Origin of the sequence: Mesorhizobium argentiipisi (SeqCode) (assembly GCF_037179585.1) — a bacterium.
GTDB lineage: Bacteria > Pseudomonadota > Alphaproteobacteria > Rhizobiales > Rhizobiaceae > Mesorhizobium > Mesorhizobium argentiipisi.
Genome location: NZ_JAPYKO010000003.1, coordinates 268,179 through 285,003, shown reverse-complemented (window position 1 = coordinate 285,003; position 16,825 = coordinate 268,179). Strand labels below are relative to the sequence as shown.

At 60.5% G+C, this 16,825-nt stretch carries 18 protein-coding genes; 11 read left to right on the top strand and 7 right to left on the bottom strand.

What is annotated here, in order from left to right:
• Positions 1–55: 55 nt before the first annotated feature.
• From nifD to O7A05_RS06745, 11 genes are all read left to right on the top strand, one after another.
• Entirely contained in the window at positions 56–1,558 is a 1,503-nt protein-coding gene (gene nifD, locus O7A05_RS06795; RefSeq protein ID WP_337092217.1) for a nitrogenase molybdenum-iron protein alpha chain, read from the top strand.
• Between the two features lie 123 nt (positions 1,559–1,681).
• On the top strand, positions 1,682–3,223 hold the full coding sequence (nifK, locus tag O7A05_RS06790; protein ID WP_337092437.1) for a nitrogenase molybdenum-iron protein subunit beta: 1,542 nt from the start codon (positions 1,682–1,684) through the stop codon (positions 3,221–3,223).
• 56 nt (positions 3,224–3,279) lie between these two features.
• Positions 3,280–4,770 (top strand): nitrogenase iron-molybdenum cofactor biosynthesis protein NifE, encoded by a 1,491-nt coding sequence (gene nifE, locus O7A05_RS06785; protein ID WP_337092216.1) that lies wholly within the window; start codon positions 3,280–3,282, stop codon positions 4,768–4,770.
• A gap of 8 nt (positions 4,771–4,778) precedes the next feature.
• Positions 4,779–6,161 carry a nitrogenase iron-molybdenum cofactor biosynthesis protein NifN gene (gene nifN, locus O7A05_RS06780; protein ID WP_337092215.1) on the top strand — a complete coding sequence of 461 codons (1,383 nt, stop codon included), beginning with the start codon at positions 4,779–4,781 and terminating at the stop codon, positions 6,159–6,161.
• Positions 6,127–6,624, top strand: a complete 498-nt coding sequence (gene nifX, locus O7A05_RS06775; protein WP_337092214.1) for a nitrogen fixation protein NifX — start codon at positions 6,127–6,129, stop codon at positions 6,622–6,624. The genes nifN and nifX overlap by 35 nt, the downstream gene beginning before the upstream one ends.
• Positions 6,625–6,641: 17 nt before the next feature.
• Complete coding sequence (locus tag O7A05_RS06770; protein WP_337092213.1) at positions 6,642–7,121, top strand: NifX-associated nitrogen fixation protein; 480 nt, start codon at positions 6,642–6,644, stop codon at positions 7,119–7,121.
• 265 nt (positions 7,122–7,386) lie between these two features.
• Positions 7,387–8,259 (top strand): universal stress protein, encoded by an 873-nt coding sequence (locus tag O7A05_RS06765; RefSeq protein WP_337092212.1) that lies wholly within the window; start codon positions 7,387–7,389, stop codon positions 8,257–8,259.
• A gap of 102 nt (positions 8,260–8,361) precedes the next feature.
• Positions 8,362–8,565 carry a CCE_0567 family metalloprotein gene (locus O7A05_RS06760; protein ID WP_337092211.1) on the top strand — a complete coding sequence of 68 codons (204 nt, stop codon included), beginning with the start codon at positions 8,362–8,364 and terminating at the stop codon, positions 8,563–8,565.
• Positions 8,562–8,876 (top strand): ferredoxin III, nif-specific, encoded by a 315-nt coding sequence (fdxB, locus tag O7A05_RS06755; RefSeq protein ID WP_337092210.1) that lies wholly within the window; start codon positions 8,562–8,564, stop codon positions 8,874–8,876. The genes O7A05_RS06760 and fdxB overlap by 4 nt, the downstream gene beginning before the upstream one ends.
• 25 nt (positions 8,877–8,901) lie before the next feature.
• Positions 8,902–9,159, top strand: coding sequence for an exopolysaccharide production repressor protein (locus tag O7A05_RS06750; protein ID WP_337092209.1), 258 nt, complete (start codon positions 8,902–8,904; stop codon positions 9,157–9,159).
• Positions 9,160–9,255: 96 nt separating this feature from the next.
• Positions 9,256–10,269, top strand: coding sequence for a 1-aminocyclopropane-1-carboxylate deaminase (locus O7A05_RS06745; RefSeq protein WP_337092208.1), 1,014 nt, complete (start codon positions 9,256–9,258; stop codon positions 10,267–10,269).
• 98 nt (positions 10,270–10,367) lie between these two features.
• Here the strand turns inward: O7A05_RS06745 and ccoS are convergent, their stop codons facing one another.
• From ccoS to ccoO, 7 genes are all read right to left on the bottom strand, one after another.
• Positions 10,368–10,550 carry a cbb3-type cytochrome oxidase assembly protein CcoS gene (gene ccoS, locus O7A05_RS06740; protein WP_337092207.1) on the bottom strand — a complete coding sequence of 61 codons (183 nt, stop codon included), beginning with the start codon at positions 10,548–10,550 and terminating at the stop codon, positions 10,368–10,370.
• A complete protein-coding gene (locus O7A05_RS06735) occupies positions 10,547–12,838 on the bottom strand; it encodes a cation-translocating P-type ATPase (RefSeq protein WP_337092206.1) in 2,292 nt (763 codons plus the stop codon). The genes ccoS and O7A05_RS06735 overlap by 4 nt, the downstream gene beginning before the upstream one ends.
• On the bottom strand, positions 12,835–13,344 hold the full coding sequence (locus tag O7A05_RS06730) for a FixH family protein (RefSeq protein ID WP_337092205.1): 510 nt from the start codon (positions 13,342–13,344) through the stop codon (positions 12,835–12,837). The genes O7A05_RS06735 and O7A05_RS06730 overlap by 4 nt, the downstream gene beginning before the upstream one ends.
• Positions 13,341–14,900, bottom strand: coding sequence for a cytochrome c oxidase accessory protein CcoG (ccoG, locus tag O7A05_RS06725; RefSeq protein WP_337092204.1), 1,560 nt, complete (start codon positions 14,898–14,900; stop codon positions 13,341–13,343). The genes O7A05_RS06730 and ccoG overlap by 4 nt, the downstream gene beginning before the upstream one ends.
• A 165-nt stretch (positions 14,901–15,065) precedes the next feature.
• On the bottom strand, positions 15,066–15,929 hold the full coding sequence (ccoP, locus tag O7A05_RS06720) for a cytochrome-c oxidase, cbb3-type subunit III (protein WP_337092203.1): 864 nt from the start codon (positions 15,927–15,929) through the stop codon (positions 15,066–15,068).
• Between the two features lie 2 nt (positions 15,930–15,931).
• On the bottom strand, positions 15,932–16,081 hold the full coding sequence (locus tag O7A05_RS06715) for a cbb3-type cytochrome oxidase subunit 3 (RefSeq protein WP_337092202.1): 150 nt from the start codon (positions 16,079–16,081) through the stop codon (positions 15,932–15,934).
• A gap of 10 nt (positions 16,082–16,091) precedes the next feature.
• Positions 16,092–16,823: a cytochrome-c oxidase, cbb3-type subunit II gene (gene ccoO, locus O7A05_RS06710; RefSeq protein ID WP_337092201.1), complete on the bottom strand. Its 732-nt coding sequence runs from the start codon at positions 16,821–16,823 to the stop codon at positions 16,092–16,094.
• Positions 16,824–16,825: the final 2 nt, after the last annotated feature.

The following is a 16,825-nucleotide window of genomic DNA, read 5'->3' as shown; positions in this document are numbered from 1 at the left end:
AACCGGCGTCTTAAAAGCCAGGCGCCAGCCGAAGAACCTCAAAAAGGGCAGCTTTATGAGCCTTGACTCCCAAGATAACGGCGCGTTGCACACCAAGCTCATTGAGGAGGTGCTGTCGCGATATCCAGACAAGACGGCAAAGCGGCGCAAGAAACACTTGAGCGTCGCCGCCCGCGGCCAAGAGGTTGCCGGAGAGGCGCAGGCCCTCTCCGAATGCGACGTCAAATCGAACATCAAGTCGATTCCCGGTGTGATGACGATCCGGGGCTGTGCCTATGCCGGTTCCAAGGGCGTGGTGTGGGGCCCCGTGAAGGACATGGTCCACATCTCCCATGGGCCGGTCGGATGTGGCCAGTATTCCTGGTCGCAGCGGCGCAATTACTATGTCGGCACCACCAGCATCGACAGCTTCGTGACGATGCAGTTCACCTCCGACTTTCAGGAAAAGGATATCGTCTTCGGAGGCGACAAAAAGCTGGAAAAGATCATCGACGAGATCGAAGAGTTATTCCCGCTGAGCAAGGGCATCACCATCCAGTCGGAATGCCCGATCGGGTTGATCGGCGACGATATCGAGGCGGTCTCGCGCAAGAAGGCCAAGGAATACGAAAAGACCATCGTGCCGGTGCGCTGTGAGGGGTTCCGCGGCGTCTCGCAATCGCTCGGACACCACATCGCCAATGACGCGATCCGCGACTGGGTCTTTGAGAAGAAGGAACTCGAGTTCGAGGCCGGTCCTTACGATGTCAACGTCATCGGCGACTACAATATCGGCGGTGACGCCTGGGCGTCGCGCATCCTGCTGGAAGAGATGGGCCTGCGCGTGGTTGGCAACTGGTCGGGTGACGCTACGCTCGCCGAGATAGAGCGCGCGCCAAAAGCCAAGCTCAACCTGATCCATTGCTACCGATCGATGAACTACATTTGTCGACATATGGAAGAAAAATACGGCGTGCCCTGGATGGAGTACAATTTCTTCGGACCCTCCCAGATCGAATCCTCAATGCGGAACATTGCCAAGCATTTCGGGCCCGATATCCAGGAAAAGACCGAATACGTGATTGCCAAATACCGGCCCCTGGTGGACGCCGTCATCGACAAGTATTGGCCGCGCCTGGAGGGTAGGACGGTGATGCTCTATGTAGGCGGCCTGCGCCCTCGGCACGTCATCTCCGCCTACGAAGACCTCGGCATGGAGATCGTCGGCACAGGCTATGAATTCGGCCACAACGACGACTATCAGCGCACCGGTCATTACGTGCAAGAGGGCACGCTGATCTATGACGACGTCACCGGTTACGAATTGGAGAAGTTCATCGAGGGGATCCGCCCCGATCTCGTTGGCTCCGGCATCAAGGAAAAGTACCCGGTCCAGAAGATGGGAATACCGTTCCGTCAAATGCACTCCTGGGACTATTCCGGCCCCTATCATGGGTATGACGGCTTCGCCATCTTCGCTCGCGACATGGACTTGGCCATCAACAACCCCGTCTGGGACCTCTACGACGCGCCCTGGAAGAAAAAAGCAGTGCCGTCAGCGGCGATCGCAGCTGAATGAAAACCTTGCTTCGCATCGCCAGCGAGCCTCGAACGCCCGCGGTCCTTTGATCCGCGGGAGATCCGAACGTCTTGACATTTCCTGTGCCGCCCCGTGGCGCCGCCAGATCAAAAAGGTACCCCAATGCCGCAGTCGGCTGAAAAAGTTCTCGATCATGCCCCTCTGTTCCGTGAGGCGGAATACAGGCAGATGCTGGCCGCAAAGAAGCTGAATTTCGAATGTCCGCATCCCGATCAGATCGTTACAGACCAAGGCGAATTCACCAAAAGCTGGGAATATCGCGACAAGAACCTTGCCCGCGAAGCCCTCGTCGTGAACCCGGCCAAGGCTTGCCAGCCACTCGGCGCCGTGTTCGCCGCTGCGGGCTTCGAACGCACAATGTCGTTCGTCCATGGCAGTCAGGGTTGCGTGGCCTACTACCGTTCGCACCTGTCACGCCACTTCAAGGAGCCGTCGTCGGCGGTCTCGTCATCCATGACCGAAGATGCCGCGGTGTTTGGCGGCCTGAAGAACATGATCGACGGGCTCGCCAACACCTACAAGCTCTACGACCCGAAGATGATCGCTGTCTCAACCACCTGCATGGCAGAGGTAATCGGCGATGATCTACATTCCTTCATCGAAAATGCCAGGCAGGAAGGCTCGGTCCCACAGGATTTCGAAGTGCCTTACGCTCACACCCCCGCCTTCGTCGGCAGCCATGTCGATGGCTACGATGCGATGGTCAAGGGCATATTGGAAAACTTCTGGAAGGGGAAGCAACGAACCGTCGTCGCCAATACCGTAAACATCATCCCCGGTTTCGACGGCTTTTGCGTCGGCAACAATCGCGAGCTTAAGCGCTTGCTGGATTTAATGGGTGTGACCTTCACCTTCATCCAGGACGCTTCGGACCAGTTTGACACGCCCTCGGATGGCGAATTCCGCATGTATGACGGCGGGACCAAGATCGAGGACGTGCAAGCGGCACTCAACGCCCAGGCAACGCTATCGCTGCAACACTACAACACCCGCAAGACCCTGGAATATTGCCAGGAGGTCGGACAGGAAACGGCCTCCTTCCATTACCCCCTCGGGGTTGAGGCAACTGACGAACTCCTGATGAGGGTATCGGAGATATCCGGCAAGGAAATCCCGGAGGCGATCACCCGGGAGCGTGGCCGCCTGGTTGATGCGATGGCCGACAGCCAGTCATGGCTGCACGGCAAGAAATACGCGATTTATGGCGACCCGGACTTCGTCCACGCTATGGCCCGCTTCGTCATGGAGACAGGCGGCGAGCCGACCCACTGCTTGGCCACCAACGGCACCAATGCCTGGGAAGCTGAGATGAAAAAGTTGCTCGCAACCTCGTCCTTCGGCAAGGATGCCCAGGTGTGGGCAGGCAAGGACCTCTGGGCCATGCGCTCTCTGCTCTTTACAGAACCAGTGGACCTGCTGATCGGCAATTCTTACGGCAAGTATCTGGAGCGCGACACGGGCACGCCGCTGATCCGACTGATGTTCCCGATCTTTGATCGGCACCATCACCACCGCTTCCCGCTGATAGGCTATCAAGGTGGCCTGCGCGTCCTGACGACGATCCTCGACAAGATCTTCGACAAGCTCGACCGAGATACGATCGACACCGGCGTGACGGACTATTCCTTCGATCTGACCCGCTAAAGCCGCAGTCAGCACCGGGCTGGCCGCTATTCCGACGGACTTTGGAGACCGGCTTAATGTCCTTGCCGAGCGCGAAACTGCAGGATGTGTTCAGCGAGCCCGCTTGCGAGAAGAACCAGAGCAAGGATGCCAAAACGCGCCAACAGGGCTGTTCCAAGCCGCTGACCCCGGGAGCGGCGGCCGGAGGCTGCGCCTTCGATGGTGCCAAGATCGCGTTGCAGCCCATCACCGACGTCGCGCACCTGATCCATGCGCCGCTCGCCTGCGAGGGCAATGGCTGGGACAATCGGGGCGCGACGTCATCTGGATCAGCCCTGTGGCGCACAAGCTTCACGACCGATCTCACCGAACTGGATGTCGTGATGGGGCAGGGCGAGCGCAAGCTTTTCAACGCCATTCGCGAGATCAAGCAAGCGTATGCGCCGTCGGCGATCTTCGTCTATTCAACCTGTGTGACCGCGCTGATCGGCGAAGACATCGACGCCGTCTGCAACCATGCGGCGGCAAAGTTCGGATTGCCCGTGGTGCCGATCAATGCGCCGGGCTTCGTCGGCTCTAAAAATCTCGGCAACAAACTCGCCGGCGAGGCGTTGCTCGATCACGTCATCGGTACTGCAGAGCCCGATGATGCCGGCCCGTGCGATATCAATATCATCGGCGAATTCAATCTCTCTGGGGAGTTCTGGCTGGTAAAGCCACTCCTGGATCGACTCGGCATCCGCGTGCGCGCCTGCATTCCGGGCGATGCACGCTACCTCGATATTGCCTGCGCGCACCGTGCGCGGGCGGCGATGATGGTCTGCTCGACCGCTCTCATCAATGTCGCCCGCAAGATGGAGGAACGCTGGGACATCCCCTTTTTCGAGGGTTCCTTCTACGGCATCACCGCCAGCTCGCAAGCACTTCGCAACATCGCTGATCTGCTCGTCAGAAAGGGGGCCGATCCGGGGCTCGTCGGCCGCACCGAGGCGCTGATCGCAGAGGAGGAGTCGATTGCTTGGAAGAAGCTCGCGGCCTACCGCCCGAGACTCGAAGGCAAGCGCGTGCTGCTCAACACCGGTGGTGTGAAATCCTGGTCGCTCGTCGATGCGCTGATGGAGGTCGGCATCGAGATCGTCGGAACGTCGGTCAAGAAATCGACGGTCGAAGACAAGGAGCGCATCGAACAGACCCTGAAGGAAGAAAATCAGATCTTCGAATCCATACCACCGCGCGAGCTTTACGCCATGCTCTCACAAGGCAAAGCCGACATCATGCTGTCGGGCGGGCGCACGCAATTCGTCGCGCTGAAGGCAAAGACACCCTGGCTCGATATCAACCAGGAGCGTCATCACCGCTATGCCGGCTATGACGGCATGATTGAGCTCATACATCAGATCGACCTCGCCATTCACAACCCGATCTGGCGCCAGGTACGGGAGCCGGCGCCGTGGGATAGCCATTCTGCCGTGGAGCATGAACTGACGAGCACAATCAGCGTCAGCGCGACCGGCCACGCCGGTGAGAAATTCACTAGTGCCACGGCCAACGCCGTCGGCCTGGGTTGAGGAAGCCGATGGCCAGCATCCTTCCCCAAACCAGATCGGCGGCAGTCAATCCGTTGAAATCCTCCCAGCCGCTGGGTGCCGCTTTCGCTTTTCTCGGGGTCGACGGTGCCATTCCGCTGTTCCACGGCAGCCAAGGCTGCACCAGCTTCGCTCTCGTGCTCCTCGTGCGGCATTTCAAGGAAGCGGTCCCCTTGCAAACAACGGCGATGGACGAATTGGCGACAATCCTCGGCGGGGCGGATCATCTCAAAGAGGCGATCCTGAACCTCAAGAGCCGAACCAAACCAAAGCTGATCGGGGTCTGCACGACGGCGCTGGTGGAAACCCGTGGCGAAGACTTCGCAGGCGACATCGCCACCATCAAGCGCGAGCACGCCGAAGAACTCGCAGGTACGGAGATCATGTTGGCCAGCACGCCGGATTTCGCCGGCGCCCTCGAAGAGGGCTGGGCCAAAGCAGTCACCGCAATGATCGAAGGCATCACACGGCCCGGCGAGCGGGCGCGGCAGTCGAAGAGGATCGCGGTCCTGCCCGGCTGGAACCTCACCGTGGCCGACATCGAGCACTTGCGCGAGATGGTGGAAAGCTTCGGCCTCCAGCCGGTAATCCTGCCGGACGTCTCAGGGTCGCTCCAAGGTACGGTACCAGACCGCTGGATCCCCACCACGTTTGGCGGCACCAGCGTCGAGGACATTCGCGACCTTGGCGCCGCGGCGCATTGCATCGCCATCGGCCAGCACATGCGCTGCTCGGCCGAGGCGCTGCAGAGGCTGACGGGTGTGCCTTACATGCTGTTTCACTCCCTCACCGGTTTGAACGCCGCCGATCGGCTTGTCTCGTTTCTTTCGGTCATTTCGGGCGCAGCGGCGCCGGCCAAGCTACGCCGTCATCGGGGCCAGTTGCAGGATGCGTTGCTCGACGGACATTTTCACTTCGCCGGCAAGAAAATTGCGATCGCTGCCGAACCAGACCAGCTCTACCAACTCGCAAGCTTTTTTGTCGACATGGGCGCTGAAATTGCGGCGGCGGTCACCACGGCCGGCACGTCGAAGATTCTCGAGAAAATTCCAGCGCAAGCAGTCCAGGTCGGCGATCTCGCAGATCTGGAAGCCCTAGCTGCCGGCACAGACCTTCTTGTTACCCATTCCCACGGTCGACAGGCGGCAGAGCGCCTCGGCATTCCGCTCATGCGCGTCGGCTTCCCGGTCTTCGACCGCCTCGGCAGCCAGCACAAGCTCACAATCGTCTATCAGGGAACGCGCGACCTCATCTTCGAGGTCGCTAACGTCTTCCAGGCCAACCAGCCTGCGCCGAGGCCTGAGACCCTCAACCCATTCCGCAACCGAGAAATGCCAGATGACCTCCCCTCGTCGCCTCTCGCTCGTCACTGACGAGGTTCACGCATTGCCGCCGGACAGGAAAGCCGGCGCCTTACGCGTGGCGATCGCCACACAAGACCTGAAAGAGCTTAATGCCCATTTTGGATCGGCCAGGTGCTTTGCCGTCTATGAGGTGACCCCCGCCGAATGGAATTTCGTGGAAGCAGTAGAGTTCGACGACGTTTCCGATGAGAGCGGAACACATCGAACCGAGGGCGATGACCGCATCACCCCGAAGGTCTCGGCACTGAAAGGCTGCCACCTTCTGTTCTGTCTGGCGATCGGCGGCCCTTCCGCAGCCAAACTCGTTGCGGCAAAAATCCACCCAATCAAAGTGCCGCATCCTCAACCCATCACTGACGTCCTGTCGCGAACCCAGAAGATGCTTAGGGAGGCTCCTCCGCCCTGGCTGCGCAAGGTGTTGGCGGACGCGGGCGTTCCCCGAAAAAAGCCGTCCTTTCAGGACGAAGATTGAAACGAGGAGAACCGAGAATGGCTGATGCGGCGGTCATCCCTGCTGTCAAAGAAACCCAGGCGGCGCTTGCCACCTCTTTCATCAAGTGTCTCGTCCGACTGCTTCGCGCGCAAGACTCCTACGGCTCGTGGGAAGGCAAACCGGATACAGAGCTGCTGGCCGACTTCATCGTCACCAAAGAACAGCGTCGTGAAATCCCGATCATCGGCGATCCTGATCCGGACGTGCTGTGGAGGCTCGATATTTATTACGCCGCAGTCGGGCTTGCGATCGAGGAACGCGCCGGCCTGATGGCATCGCCCATCATGAACATTGGCCATGAGGGCTTTGGACGCGTGCTTCTCACCGCTGGGCGATTGGTGGTCCTGTCCAAGACGCTACGCGACGTCCACCGGTTCGGGTTCGAGAGTTTTCAGAAGCTTGCTGAGGCCGGTACGAGACTGGTCGACGATGCGATCGCAGCCATGGAAACCTATCCCGACGCGGCCCGGGCGTGATGCCTCGCTCGTGTCAGAGCCTTGATGAGTGCAGAACCTCGGCAGCTGCTGGTGCCGGAACCGCGACGATGAAAGTCTGGTGGGGCCGGACCGCCATTGCGCCAGCGCAAGCGGTGCCACGAACTGGCCGGCTACTCCCTCGGGGAGCGGGGCGGCCGACAATGCAACGAATGCCGCCCTTGCCCATCGCCTCCCTTGCTGAGGGTTAAGGGTGCGGCTTCGAATGAATGTGCAAGCACAACGATACCCCGAAAGTAGCAGTCAGATGGCTTTTAAAACCGCGCTGTGCGTAACGGAAATGGAACACTCCGATCAGGACGTCAGAGCCGCTGCCGATCTATGTGCCGAGGTTGGTGCACGGCTGTCCGTACTGATCATCAAATTTGCCAGGCGTCGGCCATCCGGCGCAGACTCCGCCCTGTGGCCTGAGCGCATACGAGCCGCATTCAGACTGGAAACCCGGTCTAGTGAAATTGAGACCTTTTCAAACGACGTCGCCAGACTGGAAAAACGCTCCAGGGAAATCCATACCCTGCTGGACGCCATGGCGATTCCCTCTGACGTGGGCACCGACTATTGCGACCAGGCCTGCTTCGGTGACGCAGTGCGACAGCGGGCGCTCTGTACAGACCTAACGGTTATTGGACCCTTACTCCTCAACGACGACGATCTCGGACCATTCGCTATTGACGGCTGCCTGTTCGAATCGGGGACGCCGGTGCTTGTTGTTCCGCACGGCGCCAAAGCCTCTCTGCGGCCGCGGCGCATCCTGGTTGGCTGGGATGCGCGAATCGAGACGTCGCGTGCCATTCGGGAAGCACTGCATCTGCTGTCCGGTGCCGACGAAGTGCGTGTCACTCTGGTCGATCCGGAGGCAATCGGGAACGGAAATGGCCCTTGGCCGGGAATTGACATCGTGGCCTACCTCGCCCGGCACGGTATTCGGGTGGTTGTCGACCGGCTGCCAAGCGCCGCGCAATCGGTGACCACAATCCTCGCGCAGCACGCGATCGACACGTCCGCCGACATGGTCGTCACGGGCGCTTGGGGCCGCCGTCGGCTGCGAGAGCGGATCTTCGGCGGCGCAATCAGGTGGATGATCGAGAAACCGCCATTGCCGCTGTTCATGGCGCGCTGAAGATCGAGGCAGTTGCCGCCTGGAAAAATCGAACCTGGCCAAAACGGTTCGGCTGGAGCCGGCAACAGAGCGGGCCGTGCCCCCGGTCGGAGGAAGGAAATCATGTCGGACCTTGAGGAACTGCAACAGAAAGTCCGCAAGCTGCAGTCGCGCGCGGGGACCGCGAAGATGGACTTGCACGACCTTGCCGAGGACCTCCCGGTCGGCTGGCACAGGATAAAGGCTATCGCCGGGAAAACGTTCGACGTTTTTGCCGAGTTGGACGCTGCAAAGAGAGAACTCGCAGCCTGGGAGGATGCACGATGACCAGCCCGTTCGTTACCCGCGATGGCTCCAAATGGATGCCCGACTATCTGACCTTTATCGATGGCAAGACCTGCATCGGTTGCGGCCGCTGCTTCAAGGTCTGCTCGCGCGAGGTCATGCATCTCTACGGCGTCGATGACGCGGGTGAAATCCTCGGCGTTTGCGATGACGAGGACGACTTCGATGGCGAACTCAATCGCATGATCATGGTGGTCGACCATGCGGGCCGCTGCATCGGTTGCGGAGCCTGCGCCCGCGTCTGTCCGAAGAACTGCCAGACCCATCTTGCGGCTGACAACGCCGAAGCATGATCTGCGTGCAAACAGGAGAACGTCGGTGCCCCTCAGAATGTTTTGCGTCGCCTTGGCGGTGGTCCTGTCCATCAACGCTTTGATTTTCTACCTCCTGTCGCATTCCATCCGCGCGGTAATCGTCAACACACTCGCGTCTTCGCTGATTTTCCAGGTAGGCTATTTCGCTAGCGTGCTGTTTCTGATCTGGCGGTCAGGCCGTCCTGCACAACTGGACAAGCATTTCGATGCCGGCAAGGTAAGTCGGCGCCAGTTACCGCCCTGTCGTAAGGACGAGAAGTGAACCCTCGGACGTCGCGGTACCCACAAGCGGGCAGCTGACCGGGCCGCACACGACCCTATAGCACCCTGTAGCTCAACCCACGCCCTCGGAGAGAACATGCTGGAAAAGTTCGAACGCCACCCGCTCACCTTTGGCCCGACCCCCATCGAGAAGCTCGACCGTCTCAGCCAACATCTGGGAGGAAAGGTGGACATCTACGCCAAACGCGAGGACTGCAACTCCGGTCTCGCATTCGGTGGAAACAAGCTGCGCAAGCTCGAATACATCATCCCTGACGCGATCGCGTCAAATGCCGATACGCTTGTCTCGATCGGCGGCGTGCAGTCAAACCACACACGCATGGTCGCTGCGGTCGCAGCCAAGATCGGCATGAAATGCCTCCTGGTACAGGAGAGCTGGGTGCCGCATGAGGATGCCGTCTACGACCGCGTCGGCAACATTCTCCTGAGCCGCATCATGGGAGCAGAGGTGCGCCTGGTCGACCAGGGCTTTGACATCGGCATCCGCCGCAGTTGGGAAGAAGCGCTCGAGGAGGTCAAGGCAAGAGGCGGCAGACCCTACGCGATACCGGCCGGGGCCTCCGTTCACAAATATGGCGGACTTGGCTACGTCCAGTTCGCGCAGGAGGTGCGCGCGCAAGAGAAGCAGCTGGGATTTGCCTTCGACTATATCATCGTATGCACGGTCACGGGCTCGACGCAGGCCGGCATGATCGTCGGCTTCGCTAAAGACGGCCGACAGCGCAATGTGATCGGGATCGATGCCTCCGCAACCCCCGTGCAGACCAGCGCGCAGGTGCTAGACATCGCCACCAACACCGCGAAGCTCGTGGACCTTGGCACGAAATTGACCATGGACGACGTGGTGCTGCTCAAGGCGTATGCATACCCGTGTTATGGCATCCCGTCAGAGGAAACAAAGGAAGCCATCCGTCTGTGTGCCAAGCTTGAGGGTATGATTACTGATCCCGTCTATGAGGGCAAATCGATGCAAGGCATGATCGACCTTGTCCAGAAAGGCTTCTTCCCAGAAGGGTCGAACGTCCTCTACGTGCATCTCGGCGGGGTGCCGGCGATCAACGGTTACGGCTATGCGTTTCGCAACGGCTGAGGTTTCCGGACATCGCCGCAAATCGGGCATGTAAGGTTGGCGCCCTCCGGCGAATTCCAATTTCCAGTCGGTCAAGAGTGCGACCGGCGACTGGAAATTCAGTTCCACATATTCGCGCGCCCAGTCAAATCGTCCGGCTTGTCGTCCCGGTCGATCAGGATGCGCTCTGCCGCACCGTCGAGATCCTCGTATTGACCGCTACGCACAGCCCACAGGAAACCGGCCAATCCAAGCGCACCGAGAAAGAGCGCAACCGGGATCAGATAGACAAGGATCGTCATCGGGACTGGTCCCATACGTCAAGGCGGGCCCGCCTGTCAGGCAGACCGTTTCCAGGCGCCGCACGCTTCGTGAAGGCCTGCAGGCGCATGGCGTTTCCGACCACGATCAGGGACGAGGCGGACATCGCGATCGCCGCGATCAGCGGCGTCACATACCCTGACATGGCGATCGGTACGGCAAAGACATTGTAGAGAATTGCAATCGCTACGTTCTGACGGATCAGTCGGCCCGCCTGTCGTGAGATGTCCAAAGCCAAGGGCACTGCCAGAAGGCTTTCGCGCAGGAAAACAAAATCGGCGGCATTGCGCCCAACATCAGCCGCGCTGGCGGGAGCCATCGAGACGTGTGCGGCGCCAAGCGCCGGCGTGTCATTGAGCCCGTCGCCTACCATCAAGACCTTGTGGCCGGCCCTGGTCAGTGCCTCGATGCGGTCAACTTTCCCGCACGGAAGAAGCGATGGCACGAAGTTGCCGATCCCCAAGGATTTGGCCACTTCGCGACAGGCCTGGACTGTATCGCCGGACAGCATCTCGATCGAGAGGCTAGCGTCCTGCAACTCCTTCACTGCTGCTTCGGCGTCGGCCCGCACGGCGTCCTCGAACTCAAAGGAGGCGACGATCATGCTGTTCCTCGAAAGCACCGTCCCGTCGTGGCCGCAAGACTTGCCCTCCCCACCGCTCCAGGCCTTCCGTCCGGCCCATTCCCGCCGGCCCAGGCGCCAAATGGTCCCCTCCATGATGGCTTCGATGCCGAAGCCCGGATGCTCGCTGATCGAAGCTGGTCGCGGCTGGCAGGAAGAGCCCGAAAAAACAGCGATCGCGGTTGCGTACGGATGGCGAGAATGCCTGGCGATGTCGGCGGCGATTCCCAGCATGGCCGGATCGATAGATTGCGCGTTGACAAGCCGCGGACTTCCAAGGGTGAGTGTTCCGGTCTTGTCGAACACGGCTGTGTCGATGGCCGCCAGCCGTTCCATGGCGGAACCATCCTTGACCATGACGCCGGCATCGAACAAACGCCGCGCCGCGACCACCTGCACGATCGGCACGGCAAGGCCGAGCGCGCATGGGCATGTAATGATGAGAACGGCGATTGCGATCGTCCCTGCCAGATGCCAGTCACCCGATGCGATCATCCATCCAAGGAAGGCCATGAGTGCGGCCAGATGCACCATCGGGGCGTAGAGGGCAGAGACGCGGTCGGCAATCCTGCGGTACTGTGAACGTCCGCCCTCGGCGGCTTCCATCAGCCGAACCATTTCCGCAAGGAATGAATCCTTGGCGGCCGCCGTCGCCCGCATAGTGAGCGGACCGGTGAGATTGAGCGTGCCGGCCTGGATATCCGATCCTGGGGCAACGGGACGAGGCGTGCTTTCGCCTGAAACGAGCGAGCAATCGATATCAGAGCTGCCATTGAGGATATCGCCATCGACGGGCACACGCTCCCCAGCGGCAATCACCAGCTCCATGCCGGGCTCGATCTGTCCGACCGGCAGGTATTGGCGGATCCTGTCAGCGCGCAGGACGATGGCGCCGCGTCCGGCCAGCCGCGAAAGGCCATTCACGGCGGTGCGGGCCCGTTCGCGCATCACGTGGTCCAGCGTGCGGCCGATCAACAGGAAAAAGAGCAGCGACACCGAAGCGTCGAAATAGGCATGCTCGCCATGGGTGATCGTTTCGTAGAGGCTCATGGCATAGGCCAGTGAAATCCCGACAGTGATCGGTACATCCATGTTCATCCGCCCATGGCGAAGGGCATTCCACGCCGAACAGAAATAGAGGCCGCCGGCGAAAGCAAGGGCTGGGATGGCAATCAGAGCCGAAACCCAATGGAACAGGTCGCGGGTAGCGCCTTCCGCCCCGGACCAGACCGAGACCGATAGCAGCATGATGTTGCCGGCGGCAAAGCCGGAAATTGCAACCGCCCGGATCAGCTCCGACAAGGTCTTGTCCCCGTTCGCGATCTCCGGATCGAACAGATGCGCCTGATAGCCAAGCCGCCCGAGTGTGGCGAAAATCGGTGGCACCTGGTCGCCTTGCCAGCGCACCGATACGCGTTTGGTGGATAGATTTACGCGCGCGCTTTCGATGCCCTCCAGCTCCCTCAAGGCTGTCTCAATGGCGTGTATGCAGGCCGCGCAGTGAACTGTCGGCAACGACAGATCGGTCTGGTGGGTGTCGCCACCCAGACTGCGGCTGGCCAGTTTGATCTCGGCGCTTGAGGGCAGGGCGGACGCTGTGTCGACGCCGTCCAATGCCATTTCGGCGCCCGGCGCGCAGCAGCTCATTGCAGCGCTCCCTTCCAGATGATGATGCGGCGGACATCACGAAATGGCAAAGCCAAGCCTGCGTCGGCATCGATCTCGACGATCCAGACGCCATCCTTTGGCGTATGACGCGCGGCAAATTCCCCGGCGCTGTCGGGACCTGAAGCGGCTGTAAGTGTCACGGCTTTATCCTGCGCGTCATAGGACGGGTGCCGAAACAGGACGCGCACGCCGTGCAGCGGAACCAGCTTGCCCTTCGCGTCGACAAGGCTATAGCGAACCTCGCCTGAGGCAATGGTCAATCTGCCATCCCAGCCAAGTGCCGCTTGTGCCCGCCCTTGCTTGGCCCTGTTGTTGAACTGCTGGCTGGCCACATATGTGTTTTCCACCACAAGGCCGGTCCAACTCGTGCTGGCGAGCGTTGCCATCGTCACATTGACGCCGATCACGACGCCAAAGAAACCGAGAACTGTCAGCAGCATGTGCTTGCCAGTGAATTCGCCTGCTGTGTGCATAGTGGCAGTCATCGGGCGATCTCCGGCGCATTGAATCTGGCAGTGTATTCGGCGGATTCAGAGCTCGTCTCATCCGCAATCCGAAACGCGAAGCTTTGCATCGGTCTGTTGATTTGGTCCGCCGGTTGGCGGACGAAAACCTTGAGCATCGTGAGCCGGTCGGGCTCCACTGGAACGGCGAATGAGCGGCTCGCTGGCAGGTCGACGCCGGCGACACTCATGTCCGCGCCGGCGAGCCCTTCCATTGTGAGCACGACGGTCCTCGGCTCGGGAATCATGTTGAGCAATTTGACGGTGTAGCCGTTTCGGATCGAGCCGTCGGAGAGCGTTACAAATTGCGGATTGCGGTCGTGAAGGACATTCAACTCCAGCCGCTCACGCGTCAGCAGGCCACAGACGAGCACCAACCCGATCGCCGACCACGCCCCAAGATAGATGAAGGTCCGCAACCGCAAGATCTTGCGCAGATTGAAATGCGCAACACCGTCGACGAAGCTGGTGCTCGAGTTCCTGATCAGCGTCGGGTTGACCGCACCGGTGCCGTCGGCGGTCGCCAGCGCCATGTTGGCGTTGTAGTCCGCCAGCGTTGCATAGGAGATCAACCCGCGCGCGCGGCCAAGCTTGTTCATGACCCCATCGCAGGCGTCGATGCACAGCGCGCAGGTGATACACGCCAGCTGCTGGCCATCCCGGATATCGACACCCATTGGGCAGACCGCGATGCAAGCCTTGCAATCGACGCAATCGCCGACGGGCTGTCCGAAGGCCAAGGCCTTCTTGGCATGACGCGAACGTGGTTCGCCGCGCCAGTCATTGTATGTCACGGTCAGGGAATTCTCGTCCAGCATGGCGGCCTGGATGCGCGGCCAGGGGCACATGTAGGTGCATACCTGCTCGCGCATGAGGCCGCCAAACACGTATGTGGTTCCGGTCAGGACGGCGATCGTGACATAGGCCGCGGGCGCTGCCGTTCCGGCCATAATTTCGCCGAGCAATTTCGGCGCGTCGGCAAAGTAAAAGATCCAGGCGCCGCCCGTGGCAACCGCGATGACCAGCCACACGGCATGTTTGGTTGTACACAAAAGAACCTTGCGCAGCGTCCATGGTCCGGCATCGAGTTTTATACGGGCATTGCGATCGCCTTCGATCGCGCGCTCAACCACGAGAAACAAGTCGACCCAGACCGTCTGCGGACAGGTGTAGCCGCACCAGGCCCGCCCAACCATAGACGTGACCATGAAGAGGCCGATGCCGGCCATCATCAAAAGGCCCGCGACGTAATAAAACTCCTGGGGCCAGATTTCGATGAAGAAGAAGTAGAAGCGCCGGTTCGCAAGATCGAGGAGGACGGCCTGGTTCGGCGCATAGGGACCCCGGTCGCATCGCAACCAGGGCGCCAGGTAATAGACGCCAAGGGTGATGACCATGAGCAACCATTTGAATCGCCGAAAGCGACCCGAGGCGCGCTTGGGAAATATCTTCTTGCGTGCTGCATAGAGCGGTTGCCGAACCTTGGCGGCGATCACCGCCTCGGTCTCGACCCGTTCTATCTGCGTTTGGTCCAGCACAGCACCTCCAGTCGAGCAGTCTGAAGCCCCTCCGACAAGCTTTGCGCAGGCTGCGCCGCGCCGCCTTGATGCAAGTCAATCCCGCGGGTTGAAAGATAGGTCGAGGCCCGGCTGCAGCCGGGCCTCGTCGCTTGGCGGTGGTGGGGGGTGAATAGGCCGCTTCTCCTATTCCCCACCGCCAAGCGAATGGACATAAACCGCAAGCTCCTTCACTTTTGTCTCCCCCAGACGCGCGCCCCATGCCGGCATCACACCTTGCCTGGGTGCGCGGACCTGCGCGGCAATAGCGCTTTCGCCCGAGCCATAAAGCCAGATCGCGTCGGTCAGATCGGGTGCGCCTACGTCGCGGCCGCCTTTGGCACTTTCGCCATGACAGGCAGCGCAATTTTCCTCGAACACCTTGGCGCCGGGCTGGATCAGGGTCTTGTCGCGCACCGGCCCTGAAAGACTTGCCACATAGGCGCTGACCTGGAGGATTTGCTCGGGTTGAAGCACGTCAGCGAAGGCGGGCATTTCCGACTGGCGAGTGTCGGGGTCGGACGCAAAGCGGATGCCGTGGGCAATGGTCTGCTGGATCTGCTCGACCTCGCCACCCCACAGCCAGTCGTCGTCATTGAGATTTGGAAAGCCCTTCGAGCCTTGTGCACCCGAGCCATGGCACTGCACACAATTGACCTTGAACGTCGCGCCGCCGGCGGCGACAGCGAATTCACGCAGCCCATCATCGGCAGCGATTTCGGATACGGTCTTCTGCTCAATAGCGGCGACATACTTGCCCTTGGCGGCTTCGGCCGCTGCCAGCTCGTGCTTGACGTCGTTGCGGCTGGAATAGCCGAGCACGCCACTGGTTGCGGAAGACAGCATGGGCCAAGCGGGGAAGGCAATGGTGTAGGCCGCCGCCCAGACTATCGTGATGCAGAAGGTCGTTACCCACCACCGCGGCAACGGGTTGTTGAGCTCTTTTATCCCATCCCACTCGTGGCCGGTCGTTGAGATGCCGGAGGCTTCGTCGATATGCTCGCTGCTCATGATCAGTCGTCCTTGAAAAGGATCTGGGCGGCTTGATCGGCCCGTGTTTTGCCGCCAGGGCGCAGGGCAAAGGCAATGCAGCCGACGAAGAACAGCGCCATCACAAGCAGGCCCCAGCTGTCCGCGAATTCCCGCATCAAATTATAGCTCATTGCGTCCTCCTCAGCGGTAGCCGGCGCCATCGTCATAGGTCTTGAAATCGACCAGCGTGCCCAGCATTTGCAGATAGGCGACAAGAGCGTCCATCTCGGTCACTTCGCCTGGATTCCCGTCGAAGTCGCCGATCTTGGCCTTGGGGTAACGGGCCTCAACGCCGGTTGTGTCCGCGGCCGGGTCTGCCTGTGCTCTCAGATCGGCGTTGGCATTGGCGATCATGTCGGGCGTGTAGGGCACGCCGACACGAGCATTCGCGACCAGTTGTGTCGAGAAATCCTTCACATCGAGCGCCTTGTCCTTCAGGAACGCATAGCGCGGCATGATCGATTCCGGAACGACCGAACGGGGGTCTGTCAGGTGCTGCGTGTGCCACTCGTTGGAATAGCGATCGCCGACCCGGGCGAGATCGGGACCGGTTCGTTTCGATCCCCACTGAAAGGGGTGGTCATACATCGACTCGGCCGCCAGGCTGTAGTGGCCATAGCGCTCGACCTCGTCGCGGAACGGTCTGATCATCTGGCTGTGGCAGAGATAGCATCCCTCACGGACATAGATGTTGCGGCCAGCGAGCTCGAGCGGCGAATAGGGCCGCATGCCGTCCACCTTCTCGATCGTGTTGTCGAGATAAAAGAGAGGTGCGATCTCGACGATGCCGCCGATGGTCACGACCAGCAGCGACCCGACCAGGAGAAGCGTGGCGTTTCTCTCGATGAGGGCGTGTTTGGCCATCAAGCCCATGT